The sequence below is a fragment of the Pseudodesulfovibrio sp. S3 genome (genome assembly GCF_004025585.1).
Lineage (GTDB): Bacteria > Desulfobacterota > Desulfovibrionia > Desulfovibrionales > Desulfovibrionaceae > Pseudodesulfovibrio.
In genome coordinates this window covers 23447-38112 of the sequence record NZ_QTZO01000010.1, presented here as the reverse complement: position 1 = coordinate 38112, position 14666 = coordinate 23447, and the positions used below count along the sequence as shown (strand labels likewise).

19 protein-coding genes and 2 tRNA genes are annotated in these 14666 nt (G+C 53.7%); 17 read left to right on the top strand and 4 right to left on the bottom strand.

Annotated features, from left to right (window positions below; genetic code table 11):
* Nucleotides 1-258 precede the first annotated feature (258 nt).
* The 3 genes from DWB63_RS11755 (at nucleotide 259) to DWB63_RS11745 (ending at nucleotide 1904) form a co-directional block, all read left to right on the top strand.
* On the top strand, nucleotides 259-582 hold the full coding sequence (locus tag DWB63_RS11755) for a DUF2958 domain-containing protein (protein ID WP_128329030.1): 324 nt from the start codon (nucleotides 259-261) through the stop codon (nucleotides 580-582).
* 206 nt (nucleotides 583-788) lie between these two features.
* Nucleotides 789-1001, top strand: coding sequence for a hypothetical protein (locus DWB63_RS11750; protein ID WP_128329029.1), 213 nt, complete (start codon nucleotides 789-791; stop codon nucleotides 999-1001).
* Nucleotides 1002-1658: 657 nt separating this feature from the next.
* Nucleotides 1659-1904 (top strand): hypothetical protein, encoded by a 246-nt coding sequence (locus DWB63_RS11745; RefSeq protein WP_128329028.1) that lies wholly within the window; start codon nucleotides 1659-1661, stop codon nucleotides 1902-1904.
* Nucleotides 1905-1936: 32 nt separating this feature from the next.
* Here DWB63_RS11745 and DWB63_RS11740 read toward each other — a convergent pair whose 3' ends face one another.
* Nucleotides 1937-2185, bottom strand: coding sequence for a helix-turn-helix transcriptional regulator (locus DWB63_RS11740; RefSeq protein ID WP_206613161.1), 249 nt, complete (start codon nucleotides 2183-2185; stop codon nucleotides 1937-1939).
* A 170-nt stretch (nucleotides 2186-2355) separates the two neighbouring features.
* Here DWB63_RS11740 and DWB63_RS11735 point away from each other — a divergent pair, with 170 nt between their 5' ends.
* Together DWB63_RS11735 and DWB63_RS11730 are read left to right on the top strand one after the other, a co-directional pair.
* Nucleotides 2356-2643 carry a hypothetical protein gene (locus tag DWB63_RS11735; RefSeq protein WP_128329027.1) on the top strand — a complete coding sequence of 96 codons (288 nt, stop codon included), beginning with the start codon at nucleotides 2356-2358 and terminating at the stop codon, nucleotides 2641-2643.
* 17 nt (nucleotides 2644-2660) lie between these two features.
* Nucleotides 2661-3236, top strand: a complete 576-nt coding sequence (locus tag DWB63_RS11730; RefSeq protein WP_128329026.1) for a hypothetical protein — start codon at nucleotides 2661-2663, stop codon at nucleotides 3234-3236.
* Nucleotides 3237-3292: 56 nt separating this feature from the next.
* Here DWB63_RS11730 and DWB63_RS11725 read toward each other — a convergent pair whose 3' ends face one another.
* Nucleotides 3293-3733, bottom strand: coding sequence for a hypothetical protein (locus tag DWB63_RS11725; protein WP_128329025.1), 441 nt, complete (start codon nucleotides 3731-3733; stop codon nucleotides 3293-3295).
* Nucleotides 3734-4080: 347 nt separating this feature from the next.
* Between DWB63_RS11725 and DWB63_RS11720 the strand changes: the two genes are divergently transcribed.
* The gene (locus DWB63_RS11720) at nucleotides 4081-4977 is read left to right on the top strand and encodes a hypothetical protein (RefSeq protein ID WP_128329024.1); all 897 of its coding nucleotides are present in this window, start codon (nucleotides 4081-4083) and stop codon (nucleotides 4975-4977) included.
* A gap of 168 nt (nucleotides 4978-5145) precedes the next feature.
* Nucleotides 5146-6150: a site-specific integrase gene (locus DWB63_RS11715; RefSeq protein WP_128329023.1), complete on the top strand. Its 1005-nt coding sequence runs from the start codon at nucleotides 5146-5148 to the stop codon at nucleotides 6148-6150.
* Nucleotides 6151-6263: 113 nt separating this feature from the next.
* Here DWB63_RS11715 and DWB63_RS11710 read toward each other — a convergent pair.
* A tRNA-Glu gene (locus DWB63_RS11710) sits at nucleotides 6264-6339 on the bottom strand.
* A 4-nt stretch (nucleotides 6340-6343) separates the two neighbouring features.
* Nucleotides 6344-6419 (bottom strand) — tRNA-Lys (locus DWB63_RS11705).
* Nucleotides 6420-6617: 198 nt separating this feature from the next.
* Here DWB63_RS11705 and DWB63_RS11700 point away from each other — a divergent pair.
* The 10 genes from DWB63_RS11700 (at nucleotide 6618) to mutM (ending at nucleotide 14507) form a co-directional block, all read left to right on the top strand.
* On the top strand, nucleotides 6618-7883 hold the full coding sequence (locus DWB63_RS11700; RefSeq protein ID WP_128329022.1) for an AMP-binding protein: 1266 nt from the start codon (nucleotides 6618-6620) through the stop codon (nucleotides 7881-7883).
* Between the two features lie 417 nt (nucleotides 7884-8300).
* Nucleotides 8301-9560, top strand: coding sequence for a ChaN family lipoprotein (locus tag DWB63_RS11695; RefSeq protein ID WP_128329021.1), 1260 nt, complete (start codon nucleotides 8301-8303; stop codon nucleotides 9558-9560).
* Entirely contained in the window at nucleotides 9557-10033 is a 477-nt protein-coding gene (locus DWB63_RS11690; protein ID WP_128329020.1) for a hypothetical protein, read from the top strand. Before DWB63_RS11695 ends, DWB63_RS11690 begins: the two co-directional genes overlap by 4 nt.
* 70 nt (nucleotides 10034-10103) lie before the next feature.
* On the top strand, nucleotides 10104-10646 hold the full coding sequence (locus DWB63_RS11685; protein WP_164879870.1) for an acyloxyacyl hydrolase: 543 nt from the start codon (nucleotides 10104-10106) through the stop codon (nucleotides 10644-10646).
* 324 nt (nucleotides 10647-10970) lie between these two features.
* Nucleotides 10971-11687 (top strand): DUF6125 family protein, encoded by a 717-nt coding sequence (locus DWB63_RS11680; protein WP_128329018.1) that lies wholly within the window; start codon nucleotides 10971-10973, stop codon nucleotides 11685-11687.
* Nucleotides 11688-11761: 74 nt separating this feature from the next.
* Nucleotides 11762-12085, top strand: coding sequence for a metalloregulator ArsR/SmtB family transcription factor (locus DWB63_RS11675; RefSeq protein ID WP_206613160.1), 324 nt, complete (start codon nucleotides 11762-11764; stop codon nucleotides 12083-12085).
* A 129-nt stretch (nucleotides 12086-12214) separates the two neighbouring features.
* Nucleotides 12215-12994, top strand: a complete 780-nt coding sequence (locus tag DWB63_RS11670) for an SDR family oxidoreductase (RefSeq protein WP_128329017.1) — start codon at nucleotides 12215-12217, stop codon at nucleotides 12992-12994.
* A 10-nt stretch (nucleotides 12995-13004) separates the two neighbouring features.
* Nucleotides 13005-13151 (top strand): hypothetical protein, encoded by a 147-nt coding sequence (locus DWB63_RS17335; protein ID WP_164879869.1) that lies wholly within the window; start codon nucleotides 13005-13007, stop codon nucleotides 13149-13151.
* Nucleotides 13152-13156: 5 nt separating this feature from the next.
* Complete coding sequence (locus DWB63_RS11665) at nucleotides 13157-13600, top strand: hypothetical protein (protein ID WP_128329016.1); 444 nt, start codon at nucleotides 13157-13159, stop codon at nucleotides 13598-13600.
* An 88-nt stretch (nucleotides 13601-13688) separates the two neighbouring features.
* Nucleotides 13689-14507: a bifunctional DNA-formamidopyrimidine glycosylase/DNA-(apurinic or apyrimidinic site) lyase gene (gene mutM / locus DWB63_RS11660; RefSeq protein ID WP_128329015.1), complete on the top strand. Its 819-nt coding sequence runs from the start codon at nucleotides 13689-13691 to the stop codon at nucleotides 14505-14507.
* The last annotated feature ends 159 nt before the right edge of the window (nucleotides 14508-14666 follow it).

Below are 14666 nucleotides of genomic sequence, written 5' to 3'. Positions count from 1 at the left end.
AGCTTGAATAGCAACGGAAGGAAACAGGTGATGTCGTATCGTATAGGCAGGCGTCTGCCGTCATATCTCACCACGACACCACTCTGATGTGTTTAAACACATTGACTTTTTTTGAATTTATGCTATAATGTATACGTCATTTTTCACCGAACCATAAACACGGTTCGGCATCCCATTCCATAACCCGGACGAACACCACTCTTCGACCTGCTGCGGCAGCCGTGGGCTTTGTTGCGTCCTACGAACAGGAGGCTTCCCATGTGGAACGAACCTTCACAGTCGCGGCTGGATAAGATTCCCCGGCTGTATGCAACCGAGGATATTTTGCTCGAAAACAAGTCGATTCATCTGCATTTCTTCATTGGCGGCTGCGATTGGTACGTGGCCGAGTTTGATGGTGAGGATATCTTCTTTGGCTACGCCATCCTCAATGGTGACTATTGGAATGCTGAGTGGGGATACATCTCTTTCGAAGAACTTAAGCGGCTACGGGTTGGCTGGGTCGAGGTCGACTGTGAAACTGAGCAGATCTGGGCCGTGAAGCGTGCCAGTGAAATCCCCGATATTTGGAGGGATTCATGATGAATGTTGGAACGTGGAAATTGCCAGAAAAGCCGTTTTGATGTTCAGTTTCCGGATTTTATGAAAATCGAAATTGTAAAAAATAGTGCTGGTAGGGGTAGGTGCGCCTGGCTCTGGAAAAGATGGAAATTGCAGCACTCTAGCTCAATGCCGCATTGTGAATATTGTATGAAAACAAGCAATTGCCCGATATTTGGAGAAAGTTCATGGAAATACGCGACATGGAAGACCTTCTGGTGAGTCTGTTTGATCCGCAAATTACGGACTCTGAGAAGGCTGATATCCTCATGGATGCCGGGAAAATTAGATACGCTTGGTGCCTTAGTGATAGTGGTGGCGCAGTAGCCATTGATGGCGTTGAGGTTGAATTTCTGGATGGTAGTGCGTTCCGGTTGATCATCATACCCGGAGAGAGATGAAATGTGCCGTATTTGCGTCCTAAGGGTGTGTTGGTCAGTCCTCGCTGTCATGCCGCCGTGTTGGTGCAAGGACTCGTTGGCCCCGCCAAAGAACGCCGAGAATCTGGCAACGTGCCGATTGCGATGGTCATGGAGCGCGTAATTCAAGAAAATGCTACTGGATGCGGCCTTGCTTGTGTGGCGATGGTGGCGAGGGTGCCTTATGCCGAGGTCCGCAGTCTTGCCGTCGAACATCTAGGCTTTGATTCGATCGGTCCATTCTACACTGATCTGGACGACCTTCGATACATGCTTGATTGGTACGGGTATGGGGTGCTTCGGTGGACACCTTTCAAGTCATACGATTCGGTCAGCCCTTTATGTGTGTTGGAGATTGAACGATCTGGCATTTACAATCATTGGGTGTTGCTTATCAAGTGCGCCCTCGACAGGTACGTTCTTGATCCATTTCCAGACGTGAAAACCGAGCGGCGGCGTGATTGGTGGAGGCTCCGTCCAATTAGTTACGCGAACATTATAAAGCTTTAACCCTTTCCTCTTCGTGTACAGCACGGTCCTTATTCTGACTGGCGGCAGTTTATTGTCGTGAAGTGGTCGCATGTCGGTTGCATAGCGTGACGGACATACTTGTTATTCATCGACAACAACGGAGGAGCTATGAAAATGGTTTCTGTTTCCGCTGACGACATCTCCGTCGGTCAGCAAGACAAAGGTTCAAACGTGAAAACTCTGCAACGTGGGTTGGCGAAACTCCGGGGGCAAGGCACTAGTCCGGGCAATACTATTATTGCCAATAGCTTTGAAAATGCTCTGGTCATTGGCGAACAACAGCCGGACAGAGCCGTTGCTACCGCTGTTCGTAATGCTGTAGAGTCACTGCTTGAAGACCTCGAAATCATCTAATCAGAATGGGGAGGCTCCGGCTTCCCCTTCTTTTATATTTCCGCAAAGAGTTCATCTAAGCTGATTTGGAACACATTCGCGAGTTTGATCATCACGGTCAGGGAGATGTTCTGTTGCCCCCGTTCAATCGTGCTGATGTAGGTTCGATGAACTTCGGCCAATTCCGCGAGTTTTTCTTGGGACAGGCCGGCCTCGTCCCGAAGCTGGCGCATTCGAATCCCAAGCCTTTTCATCACTTCCTGCTCTTTCGCAGAGTATTTTTGAGAATTGTTGGTAGGCACCGTGACTCCTTTTCTAAGGGTTTCACTGTGCTTGACTTGTAGAATATATAACTACAGAATATATTCTACATAACGATCAAAACTATAGAGAATGTCCCGCATGGTGCGGGGCAGTCTCGACGTATCATTAATCATGTTCCGGCTGCGTGACCGGGGCAAAAGGAGGCTTTATGACTCAGGTTGAGGAGAAAAAAGGGTTCAGTTGGATGGGACTGCTTTTCGGCGGGGCCTACTACGCCGGATATGGTGAGTTAGGCAAAGGCATCATCATGGGGGCAATCACCGGACTATTCCTGGTTCCGGGATTGTTTGTGCACCTGTTTGCAGGAATCAAGGGGAAGAAAGACCTTCCTGTTGGAAAGCAGCCCTTTGATTGGCCCAAAGCCATTTGCGTGGCATTTGTCCACGCCGTTGTGTATATGGCTACGCTTGGAATAATCGCCATTATTGTTAAATGATCTGGAGACTTATAGATATGAATACTTTTCATAATAAACGAAATGTTCTCATGTTTTCGTTGCTCGTCCTGCTCATGGTGGCCTGCACCCAGAATGATGTCGATATTGTCAAAGACGGCACTATGAACGGCTACCAGGCAACTACGGTCGGGGCTGCATTTGATGCCAGTTTCGATAACCCGAAATGGTCTGAGTTTGTTGGTGAAAAAGGCAAAAGGGTCGTGGAGTTTTCCGGGAAGATCACGAAAGCGGTTCTGTTGGACTTGATGGGAGGCATAGCAAATGACCCGAACATTCAGCATAGCTATGCACAGGCGGTACTGTCTGAACCAGAGTACCAACAAATATATGAGGGGTCTTCAGGGGAAGGGACTACGCCAGTAAATGAAGTGTATCGAATTCTGTTTGACGCTGCCCTCCGCAAGGTTGTTGGGCAGGAAGCGGTTTTCCAGTGGTTTGTCACACCAGACGGTGAACGTTTCTCCCTAGCATACATTGACAACGATGTGTGGGGACCTCTCGTCCGTCCCTATGGTGCTGACAAGAACTACGTCTACAATGACGAAGCCATCCTCAATGCCATATATAAATAACTAGGCGACAGTATCGAATGGGGCCTGTGCTGGCTGCCCCGGCGCAGGTCCTTCTTTCAGCTCTTCTTTTTGGGTATGCCGTAGCCACCAAGGTAGATCATGAATATGTTTTTATCCTGCATACACTCGGGGAGATATTCCTCCTTTTCCTTCCACAAAACTTCTGCATTCCGTGGAGTGTCCGAATCGACTGCTTCAGTGAGAACTCTTTTGGCCTCGTCTCGTTGTTTTTGAAGATCGCATTCGTAATCAAAGACTACTCTGCATAAGGCCCGAACTGTCCGCTCAAGCTCCGCAGCTCGCTTGGCTACCCCCTCGATTGTATCCTTCTTTTTACGCCCTTTTACCTTGATCTTATGGGCAAGGGCGTATTGGACAATGGCCTCACTGACGATCTCGGATTTGAATTTTCCTTCAATTTTCTCATCAAGGGCATTAATCGCTTCGATCGCTTCCGGGGTTAATATGTAGCTCTTGGTTGGTTTCATTTCTTTCATAGTTTCTCCATTCTTAGAATCTCTCTTATTGTCTCTCTTAGAATGTTGTCTGTCAATATTTATATCTAAGATGTGCTCTTTGTGCAGTTCTAAGGGGTGGAAGGTAAGGGCTGGCTCTAAGAGAGGGTGCATTGCCAATTCTTAGAGGTTTTGCATGAATATATAAATAATGAATTTCCACGGAATCACCCATTCTAGTCGGATTTTGACCTGAAATCCGCACTCAAGCCGTTTCGTTTGAATGCGCCTGTTCACAATTGTTGTGGGTAGCGATGTAGATTTTCACCTCGCACACTGAGGTGTGGGTCGTGCATTCGTCACTTTTACTCATGTGTGAAAGGCCCAATATGGCTTGGAAAAATCCATGGAAGATTATTGAACCCGAATCTGAGAGTTTTGTGGTTGAAACCCGTGGGAGAGTTTTAACTTGGTACTACAAGAAATCTCGTAAAAAACGCCCATGCGTCCCTGCGGGTGGTGGTGAATATGCGAACCATCCTGCCGCTGTAAAAATGATTCTGAAAACCAAGCGCAGACGCAAGGGACTTCTCAAGTGTCTGTTCGCACTAAAAAGGAGACCTTTTTGGATGATCTCGCTCGTGTACCCATACAGTATAGCGTATGAAGTCACGCCTGAGAAAATCAAAAGCGACCTTGCGTACCTTGGTAGAAAAATCCGGAAAGAGTACCCCAAGGGCTACTTCTTTTATCTGATTGACTACTCTGGTGATGCTGGTTTTCACATCCATCTATTCGGGCGGGCCGGAAAGGCTCCACGTAAGCTCAAAAAGCTCCGAATTAAGAAGGCCTTTCCTCAATGGTGGACGAGTCGTCTTCAATCCACTGAGAAGCATTTAATAAAAGTTGGCCGTCTCCGCACTATGCAGGCTTCGCATAAGGCCTGCTCATACCTGCTCAAAGGCGATAAGTTTAACGACCATCTTCGCGTTACGAGTCACTTGGGAAACAAGCATTCCTTTGGGTGTTTCAATAAGCACAATGTTAAATACGCCCGGTCTGAGAGCCTAAATGTCTCATTGGGTGATTTCCCAGAGATTCGGAAACTCATAGCCTTAAACACCCACGAGGATAGCAAGCGCACTTCTGATTCATACCTGTGCGACCACGACCATAAGGTAATGAATGCTGGCTCTGGTCTGCACATCATTAATGATCCGACCCTAGCTAAAAAGATCAAGCGCAAATTGGCCCGACTCAAGCAGTCAAAAAGGAGGAAGAAATGATGACTTCCTCTGACGCTATATTGACAGCCAAGGAAGTGGCAGCATTTCTAGAGGTGTCCACGAACTACGTCTATAAATACAAGAACCTCTTTGGCGGCTTCCAGGCCTGTGAGGGAGGTAAAATCTTGTTCTTTGAAAACGACATTAAGGAATACATGAGGAATAATAATGGCCTACAGAGAAAAGAACGGAAAGTGGCGAGGAGTCAAGATAATCGATTACGAAAAAAGAACAAAGACCTTCAAAACCGAAAGGCAGGCAATCCGGTGGGAAGAAGATCAGACCGTCGAACTCTGGAAGACCGAGCAAGAAAATATAAGTTATCCCTCTCTGGCTGAATGGAGTGTTGAATATCTTGAATATGCAGAAGAGAAGTTCGTTCCGAAGACCTTAAAAGAGGAAAAGGTTCCAGCGTTCAATCGGCTCTTTGAGTTTGTGTCATCAGCCCTTACTGTGGATAGGCTTTCCGTGGCCGACTGTCAGAGAATGCTTATGACCCAAGCCAAGCACCGGAGCGGCAATGCAGCTAATAAGGACCGCAAGAACCTGCTGGCGGCCTGGAATTGGGGTATAAAGGTATTGAAGTTGCCAAAGGACAACCCTTTCGCTGACGTGGACCTGTTTCCGGTGGAGCAACAACCCAAGTATGTACCGCCTTTTGAGGACTTCTGGAAGACACACGCGGTTGCACGTCCCAAAGATCAGGTGTTCTTGTTGACCATGCTTCATACAGCAGCAAGGCGCGGAGAACTGCTTAAACTCAAATGGGATGACGTGGACCTTGATAATGGAAAGATTCGTCTTTGGACCCGGAAGCGCACAGGTGGCAAGGAGTACGATTGGCTACCTCTGACTAAGCGTCTCCGGCGTGAGCTTGAGGAACACTTCAAGGATAGGACGTCCGAGTTGGTGTTTTGCCGTTCTGATGGCTCTCCGTACAAGTGGCGGCAGCATCTCATGAAGATCCTGTGTGAGAGGGCCGGGGTTAAACACTTCACCTTTCACGCAATTCGTCACCTAACAGCGTCATTAATGGCGGAGGGGGGTAAGGATATGGCGAAGATTCAGGCGATTCTGAGACATAAGAACCTAATGACCACTACCATCTACATTCACCGATTGGGTATCATGGAAAATGATCTTGAAGACATCTTCGGTGAAGACGAAGAATAATGAAAAGCCCCGGAGTCACTGGATTCCGGGGCTTTTTCGCGTCTATCGACACGTAAATCGACACGCAAAAGAAAAACGGACTACAGCGTTAACTGTAACCCGTTGAAATTCAATGGCGTCCCCAAGGGGGTTTGAACCCCTGTTGCCGGCGTGAGAGGCCGGAGTCCTAGGCCACTAGACGATGGGGACACTTTGGTGGGTCGTACTGGGCTCGAACCAGTGACTCTCTGCTTAAAAGGCAGATACTCTACCAACTGAGTTAACGACCCGCGTTCAAAGAAGGGTATCACTATCCATTTGAAATTCAAGTGTCAAGTACAAATTGGAATTTGGCACAGGGATGGTAAAATGCCAGATAAACGCTTGGAATGCCAGTCGAAATAAAATATTTCTTGCAAAATTCGTCTGCCGTGTTATAGTCCCGCTCCCTGTCCTGAATGGGAAATCAGTCACCAAGGAGTCTACATATGACCAGAAAAGACCGCACCGAGGGGATTTATTCCCGCCGCGAAGTGCTCGATGAATCCGAGCGCCGCCAGTATTGCCAGCTACAGCTCAAGGAGTTGCTCTCCTATGCCTACCGTTATTCCGAGGACGTCAAGAAGCGGTTCGACCGTTCGCAGTTCAACGTGGACAAGTTCCGCGTACTGAACGACCTCAAGCATATTCCCATCATCAAGAAAAAGGAACTCATTTTCCTCCAGTCCATGGGCCCCCGCCTCGGCGGATTGCTGACCAAGGATCTGGGTGAACTCCAGCGCGTGTTCCTGTCTCCCGGCCCCATCTTCGACCCCGAAGACCGTTCCGAGGACTACTGGGGCTGGACTGAAGGCTTTTATGCCGCCGGCTTCCGTTCCGGCGATCTGGCGCAGATCACTTTCAACTATCATCTGGCACCCGCCGGGCTGATGTTCGAAGAACCCCTGCGCAACCTCTCCTGTGCCGTGGTGCCCGCCGGTCCCGGCAACACCAACTCCCAGATCGAGATCATGCAGAAACTGCGCGTCACCGGCTATGTCGGCACGCCGAGCTATCTCATGCATCTGGCCCAGAAGGCCGAGGAGGCAGGCCTGTCCCTGCGCCGTGACCTCTTTCTGGAAGTGGCGTTCGTCACCGGCGAGAAGTTCTCCGAGAAGCTGCGCTCCACACTGGAAAAGAAATTCGACTGCATCATGCGCCAGGGTTACGGCACGGCGGACGTGGGTTGTATCGGTTACGAATGTTTCCACAAAAATGGTCTGCATTTGTCCAACCGCGCCTTTGTGGAGATCTGCCATCCCGACACCGGCATTCCGCTCAAGGACGGCGAGGTCGGCGAAATCGTGGTCACCGCATTCAACCGCACCTATCCGCTCATCCGTCTGGCTACCGGCGATCTCGGGTATCTGGACCGCTCGCCCTGCGCCTGCGGCCGTACCAGCCCTCGCCTGGGCGGCATTGTCGGTCGCGTGGACACCACTGCCCGCATCAAGGGCATGTTCGTGTACCCGCATCAGGTCGAGCAGGTCATGGCCCGTTTTGAAGAGGTCAAGCGCTGGCAGATCGAAGTCACCAACCCCGGTGGCATCGACGAGATGATTCTGTCCATCGAGGCCGGTCAGTTCAACCAGGAAGACGAGCTGCTCCATCTGTTCCGCGAAAAGATCAAATTGCGTCCCATCCTCAAGGTGCTTGCCCCCGGAACCCTGCCTCCGCAGATCCGGCCCATCGAAGATAAGCGCACCTGGGACTAACCCTCCCGCGCTCTAAAAGGTATTAACCCCGTCCGGCATGTGTCGGGCGGGGTCTTTATATGCCTCCGGCGGCCGGGGAAGGGGAGTGTGGAAGCCCTTTTCGAAGGGGTCCCGCTCTCCCCTTCCCCGTACCCCATCCCCTTTCCCCTCCGAAACTTTTTCTTTCCGCTTGGCAGGGAGCGAGCTGGATGATTTATTATGATCGGTAACTTTGCGGTTGGTCAAATGAGTTTTTATGTTGAGGTGTTGCTGTTTTTTTTAAAGGGTTATCTTTATCCTGTTGGGGCAGACGGGGAGATGGGTGCTGACATAATGCGTTTTGGGCGCGTATGGAGTATATGTAATGGGACAGCACGGGTTGAGCCTTGGGGGTACAGCCCGTGGAAAGATGACATTAAGAGTGTATCCGAGGACGCCATGATGAAATACAATCTTCGAACCGCAAAGATGTGCGGCGTGATCCCGCTTGGTCTGCTGTGCCTGCTGTTTTTGGGGGCGTGTGTGAAAAATGCGCCAGAAACCATGCCCGAAACAGCGCCCGAGGTGGTGAACCACCCGCCGCTGACCGTGACTTTCCTCCCGCAGAAGGGCGAATTCATCTCCAAGTATGGTGATCAACTCACAATTGAAGAGATCACAACGATGGCAGATGGTTACGATTATATCCTTATGGGAGAAGGGCATCGGAATCCATGGGACCACAAGGTTCAGCAAATTGTTTTGAAGGCGCTTTCCGAGTCCGGGAACGGGGTCTCGCTGGGGTTGGAGATGGTGGCCGTGGACATGCAGCCGGTGCTCGATGATTTCGGCCAAGGCCAGGTCGAGCTGGACGATCTGGCGGAGGAGCTGCAATGGACTTCAAGGTGGGGATACGACTTTTCCCAGTTCCGCGACCATTTTGCCATTGCCCTGCGCTACAGTGTGCCTGTGGCCGGGTTGAACGTGCCGACAAAGATCACCCGGAAGATATCCAAGGATGGTATAGAGAGCCTTTCCGATGAGGAAAAAGCTTTTCTTCCCAATGAGATAGTCCCGCCTTCAACCGGGCAGCGGACCTTTCTGGATACGGTTTTCGGGCAGCATGAGGGACTGGATGGGGATGATCCCGAGCAGCGGGAGCGATTTTATCTGGTGCAGTCCATATGGGATTCCAAAATGGCCGAGGAGGCTGTGCGGATTCGCCGCAAGTATGACTGGCCGGTCCTGGTTGTTGCCGGGTCCGCCCATGTGGAGTTGGGTTGGGGCATTGCCAAGCGCATACAGTGGTTTGACCCGGGCGCGCGTGTCCTGACCGTCATGCCCTGGCGCGGAGGCGAATTCGATCCCGAGGAGGGCGACGTCTTTTTCTATTCCCCGGATTCGTACCAGTCCCGCATGGGCGCGCTCCTGACGGGCCTGTCCACTGGGGGCATCCTGGTGGAGTCCGTCAAGCGGGGATCGCGTGCGGCCGAGGCCGGGCTGCGCCCCGGCGATATCCTTGTGGATGCCTCGGGCGTGCCCCTCGAACACCTTTTCAGCCTGCACATGGCCGGGACCAAGGTGCATGAAGCGGATGAAGAATTGGTTTTCACGGTCAAACGGGGCGATCAGGCCTTTTTGGCCAACGTGGGCAAACTCGGAGTGCCCGCAGCCGAGAAAAAACCGGACACTGCCCCGGCAGCGGAGGGGAGTAGATGAAACGAGTCTTTCTTGCCGCGATGTGCGTGTTGTTTTTGTGCACTCCTGTCTCCGCAGACGATCTTTCCGGTTTGCTGCCTGACAACGTGGGCGACCTCAGCCGGACGCAACTCCTGACCGGGCTTGCGGCCCAGGCCGAGGTGGATCAACTGCACGGCAAGGCGCTTCAGGCCGAGGCCAGCGCCGTCGGCCGGTATGCCCGTTCCGGGGAGCGTCCTGCCGAGGTCTGGATTTCCCGTGTGGAATCAGAAGCCGAGGCGCGGCGCCAGATCGGGCTTATGGTGCACAGGATGTATGAAAATCCGAAGTCGCCCTTCAGGAATCCGGCCCGGTTGGAGCACAACGGCGTAGCCGTGTACCGGTTTTCAGGCATGGGCCAGGTCCATCTCCTCTGGGCCAGCGGCGATCTGGCCTGGTGGGTGAGCGCGCAACCGGGTGACGGGCAGCGCCTTCTGGACGCATTTTGCCGCTGACCGCTCCACGTTGACAGCATGCTGCTTTTCTCTGTAATGATGGCGTAATTCGTGAGAAAGGATGGCCGACATGAAAAAAAGCGTTGTCACATGCGCCCTGGCGTTGATCGTAACCCTCATGTTTTCTCCGGTTCTTGCCGGGGAAAAGATCGTTTCGGAGGTCCGTGGCGGTCTCTATGCCCACGACATAAGCTTTTGGAGCTTTCATCGTGAGGATGGCATTGACGTCAATGGCGAAGTCCTGTTCGTGTCTCCGTCCTTTCTGGAATGCCTCTGGTCGCCGCGTCCCCACCTGGGGGCTACCGTCAATACCTCGGGCAACACCTCCCACGCCTATGCCGGATTGACCTGGGAATACCCCCTGTTTTCGAGCGGCTTCTTTGTGGACGGCAACCTCGGCCTGTCCGTGAACGACGGCCGGCGTGACACCGACGACCCGGATCGCAAATCCCTGGGCTCGCCCGTCCTCTTCCGCCTGGGCGCGGCCCTGGGGTATAATGTGACGGAAAAAGTCAACGTATCCATCCAGTTCGAGCACATGTCAAACGCCTATCTCGCCAACGAGAACGAAGGCATGGACAATGTCGGCCTCCGCCTGGGCTACCGGTTTTAGCGGCATAAATCCGTGATGCCTGCGTTGCTGCGGGCAATCCGCATCCTCGCGTATAAAAGAATACGCTGCGGTTCGTATTCCCCTTGCGCCTTGGCCTCCCGAATTTATGCTCGCTAAAATTCATCGGCAGAATGGTGATGCCTGCGTTGCTGCGGGCAATCCGCGTCCCCGCGCAAATAATGTTGCGGGTCGATGCCCCTTGCGCCTTGGCTCCCGAAAAGGAATTCTCCGAACGTGTGCGAGTCGGATGCCCTTTGATCGGATCACCCCTTGCCTTGGGGCGTTGATTCCGGGTAGTGCTCCCGGAAAGCCCAAGGAGTATGCATGGCAGACACACATGAGGAGCAAGCCGTTGTTTTGGCCGAGATCATCCGTCAACTGGCGGCGCATTATGGCCTGTGGCTGGCTGAAACCGTGCACCAGCTCGGTCTGGATGCGGCCCTGGATGCCGAGGCCGTGGCAGGGGACAGGCTTGTGGGTATCCTGACCGGCAAGCTGGAACGGACGCTCGGGCATGAGCCGGGGGGGCTCCTTGCCGATGTGGACCTCGAGGTTCTGGAGCAGACGGCCCAGGCGTTGCGCACGGCCTGGCTGGCTGCGGACGGAGTCTGGTTCCAGGCCGTTGAGCGGCAGGCGGGCATGGATGCGGCCAAGCGGGTGAACGACACCTGCTGGGCCCGGTTCGCGCCCCTTGAGGCCCGGCGGATCAAGGCCCGGCTGGGGCTTCCGGACTTGGGGGGCATCCCGGCCCTGAAGGCCGGGCTGGCCGCGCGCATGTACGGCCACCTCAATGAGTGGGAGTTTGCAGAAGAGACTATTGATAGTATTGTTTTTCGTATGACGGATTGTCGTGTGCAGACGGCGCGCAAACGACGCGGCCTTGACGATTACCCATGCAAATCCGGCGGCACCACGGAATATACCGGTTTTGCCCGTGAGATTGACAGCCGTTTGCGTTGCGAGTGTGTTGCCTGTCCGCCCGACCCGCATCCTGAAACTTTTGCCTGTGCCTGGCGTTTTTCCCTGGCGGATGTCGAATAGGCCGGCAAGAGATCTGAGTCTGTGCTTGACGGGGTTCAATTCGACAGGTATCAAATTGTTATGACGAGGACGCAATGAAGACAGTGGTAGACACAAAGCGGATGGCCGCCGTGATGAAGGCTTTGTCCAATCCCAACAGGCTGGAACTTTTTCTGGAAATAGCCAACGGGAGCGGGGAACGCAGTTATGAGGCCGGGTGCGAGTGCGATTGTTTTGTCAGCGAAATAGTCAAGCGCATGAAGATCGGCGCGCCTACGGTGTCGCACCACCTCAAGGAGCTCAGCAATGCCGGGCTTATCGAAACGGAGCGTCAGGGAAAGTTCCTGGTGGCCCGTGTGAATACACAGGTGGTGGGCGAGGTCCAGGACCTGCTTGAGAATCTCGGTTGCAGACTGTAGCTCCCCTTTTTTTGCCAAACAGTTTGATTGTTGTCGAAATGTCATTGTAAGATAGGCGCATTTGTAAATGTGGCGAATGCGTGTGGGCAAACCATTCGACAGTTGTCGAAGTGTACAAAGGAGAAGTCGATGCAGAACAGACGAGTTGCGCTGGTCACTGGCGCATCCAACGGCATAGGTGCGGCGTTTGCCCGGCTGCTCGCCGGGAAGGGCTTTGACCTGATGCTGACGGCGCGCAGCGAAAGGCGGCTTGCCGAACTGGCAGGGGCTCTGGGGCGGGACAGTGGGGTGGAGGTCCGTTGGGTGGCCGCTGATCTGGCGGACATTGATGCCCCCGGGCGGATTCAGCAGGCCTGCTCCGATGCAGGCATGGAGGTGGACCTTCTGGTCAACAACGCAGGGTTCGGTGCATACGGTCGTTTCATCGAAATCGATGCCGAAGAGAGCGAGGCCATGATTCGGGTTCTTGTCGCGTCGGTGACGCAGCTTGCCTACCTTTTCCTGCCCGGCATGTTGGAACGCGGTCGGGGGGGCGTCATCAACGTGGGCTCCACAGGTTCGTTGCTCCCTTGCCCCAATCTGGCGGTCTATTGTGCGGCCAAGGCTTACGTGCTCAGTTTTTCCGAGGCGTTGTCCGTGGAATTGCGCGGATCCGGGGTGCAGGCAACGGCCCTTCTGCCCGGAAACACCAGCACCGGCTTTTCCTCAAGGGCCGGCACAGGACAAACGCGCGTGGCCCGATACATGCCGATGACAGCCGAAGACGTGGCCCGGATCGGGTACAGGGCGTATGTCCGCAAACGTTCCGTGGTCGTTGCGGGGTGCTTCAACGCCTTGCAGATGCGCCTGGTTTCCATGCTGCCCCGTTGCGTTGTTCATGCTGTGACCCGTTTTTACATGAACGCCTAGGAGGGTATTCATGACCGATATCATTTTGATCGCCATCTTGGGCATAGCCGTTGTTGCCTTGCTGCAATGGTTGTCCGTCTTGTTTGTTGTGTCCGACACTTCACGATTCAATTTGGCCGGGGCGGGAAAATGCCGTTCCGTGAAAGGAGCATCATGATGACGATGAAACGCAGAATAGCCTTTGTCTGTTACCTGGGCGTGAGCCTGTTGCTGATGGGCTTCGGGATCAGGTACTATTTCGGAGGGGAGCTCATGCCCTATCATCTGGAGGCCATCGGCGTTCCGTGGGAGACCCTGCCGGAAACGCTTCGGTTCATGTTTCTGCTGTTCATGAACGGTGTGGGCGTCGGTTTTATTTGCGTGTCCGCAGCCATGCTCGTCATGCTGTTTGTTCCCTTCAGACGGGGAGAGCGATGGGCAGACCTTACCCTGCCCGGTATCGGGTTGGCCGTGTCGGGCATGCTGGTTGTCATGATGTGCTCCATCATGCAACATACTACGGCCCGGCCGCCGATGACCATGGTTTTGGTGACCTGCGGTGTTTTGCTTTTTGCTGCGGCCCTGACCCTGCTTCCGTGTTGCCGCTGTTCGTCCGGACGGAATTGATTTCACCAACACCCTTCATTAAAATTCCCGACCGCAGACAGCGGTCGGGAGCTTTTCACGTCTGCCGTTTTCAGGTACTCACCAAACCATGCCGGAATTGCCTGAAGTGGAAGTCATCGCCCGCGGTCTTGACCGGACCTTGCACGGGCGATCCGTCATAACAGCCGAAGTCCCGGGACTGACGCGGCTCAGTGAATGCGCTGAAACCCTGGTGCCGAAGACATTGGGGCGCACTTTCGCGCGCGTGTACCGCCGGGCCAAGGTGTTGCTCATTGAAATGGATGACGGCTCGACCATGGCCTTTCATCTGAAAATGACCGGACGGGTGGTCCATGGCCCGCGTCGGCCTGTGCATAAGCACGATCGCATCCTGTTTATGCTCGACGACGGAACGCAGCTCACGTTTTCCGACATGCGCAAATTCGGCTATGTCTGTTCCTTCACGCCGCAGGAACTGGAGGACTGGGATTTCCTGGCCAAGGTCGGGCCGGAACCGCTGGAAACATCGCCCGAGGATCTGGCCGGGCGGATCAAGGGACGCAACACCGCGGTCAAGGGGCTGCTGCTCAACCAGTCCGTGGTGGCCGGGGTGGGCAACATCTATGCGGATGAATCCCTGTTTCGGGCGGGCATACACCCGCAGACCAAGGGAAGCCGCATCGGCAAGGACCGGGCCGTGAGGCTGTTCACCGAATTGCAGGCGGTGTTGCAGCAGGCCATCAATGAAAATGGCAGTTCCATTTCCGACTATGTGAACGCCCATGGGGATGCCGGGGCTTTTCAGAACAGTTTCAATGTGTACGGCAGGAAAGGGCAGAAATGTAAAGAATGCGGAAGCACGTTGCAGGCCGTGAAAGTGGCGGGCAGAACCTCCACCTTTTGTCCGGAATGCCAGTCCAAGCGCTGATTCTTTCAACCGCAATCACTTTTGTAGACGGTTGCGGTTTCGGGGCGGTCATTCGGCCGGACCGATGGCGTTTGGGCCGTATGCTTTCGGTTCGGCTCAAACCGGGCTGATGGGTGGTTTTGCCGACCAGGGGGCTTTTCAGGATTTATGGAATGAATA

What these genes read in the sequence shown, in the direction of transcription:
- DWB63_RS11735 (WP_128329027.1), top strand. Translation starts at nt 2,356, where the DNA reads ATGACTCAGGTTGAGGAGAAAAAAGGGTTCAGTTGGATGGGACTGCTT.
- DWB63_RS11745 (WP_128329028.1), top strand. Translation starts at nt 1,659, where the DNA reads ATGAAAATGGTTTCTGTTTCCGCTGACGACATCTCCGTCGGTCAGCAA.
- DWB63_RS11720 (WP_128329024.1), top strand. Translation starts at nt 4,081, where the DNA reads ATGGCTTGGAAAAATCCATGGAAGATTATTGAACCCGAATCTGAGAGT.
- DWB63_RS11690 (WP_128329020.1), top strand. Translation starts at nt 9,557, where the DNA reads ATGAAACGAGTCTTTCTTGCCGCGATGTGCGTGTTGTTTTTGTGCACT.
- DWB63_RS11665 (WP_128329016.1), top strand. Translation starts at nt 13,157, where the DNA reads ATGAAACGCAGAATAGCCTTTGTCTGTTACCTGGGCGTGAGCCTGTTG.
- DWB63_RS11700 (WP_128329022.1), top strand. Translation starts at nt 6,618, where the DNA reads ATGACCAGAAAAGACCGCACCGAGGGGATTTATTCCCGCCGCGAAGTG.
- DWB63_RS17335 (WP_164879869.1), top strand. Translation starts at nt 13,005, where the DNA reads ATGACCGATATCATTTTGATCGCCATCTTGGGCATAGCCGTTGTTGCC.
- DWB63_RS11675 (WP_206613160.1), top strand. Translation starts at nt 11,762, where the DNA reads ATGAAGACAGTGGTAGACACAAAGCGGATGGCCGCCGTGATGAAGGCT.
- DWB63_RS11695 (WP_128329021.1), top strand. Translation starts at nt 8,301, where the DNA reads ATGATGAAATACAATCTTCGAACCGCAAAGATGTGCGGCGTGATCCCG.
- DWB63_RS11750 (WP_128329029.1), top strand. Translation starts at nt 789, where the DNA reads ATGGAAATACGCGACATGGAAGACCTTCTGGTGAGTCTGTTTGATCCG.
- mutM (WP_128329015.1), top strand. Translation starts at nt 13,689, where the DNA reads ATGCCGGAATTGCCTGAAGTGGAAGTCATCGCCCGCGGTCTTGACCGG.
- DWB63_RS11680 (WP_128329018.1), top strand. Translation starts at nt 10,971, where the DNA reads ATGGCAGACACACATGAGGAGCAAGCCGTTGTTTTGGCCGAGATCATC.
- DWB63_RS11730 (WP_128329026.1), top strand. Translation starts at nt 2,661, where the DNA reads ATGAATACTTTTCATAATAAACGAAATGTTCTCATGTTTTCGTTGCTC.
- DWB63_RS11670 (WP_128329017.1), top strand. Translation starts at nt 12,215, where the DNA reads ATGCAGAACAGACGAGTTGCGCTGGTCACTGGCGCATCCAACGGCATA.
- DWB63_RS11715 (WP_128329023.1), top strand. Translation starts at nt 5,146, where the DNA reads ATGGCCTACAGAGAAAAGAACGGAAAGTGGCGAGGAGTCAAGATAATC.
- DWB63_RS11725 (WP_128329025.1), bottom strand. Translation starts at nt 3,733, where the DNA reads ATGAAAGAAATGAAACCAACCAAGAGCTACATATTAACCCCGGAAGCG.
- DWB63_RS11685 (WP_164879870.1), top strand. Translation starts at nt 10,104, where the DNA reads ATGAAAAAAAGCGTTGTCACATGCGCCCTGGCGTTGATCGTAACCCTC.
- DWB63_RS11755 (WP_128329030.1), top strand. Translation starts at nt 259, where the DNA reads ATGTGGAACGAACCTTCACAGTCGCGGCTGGATAAGATTCCCCGGCTG.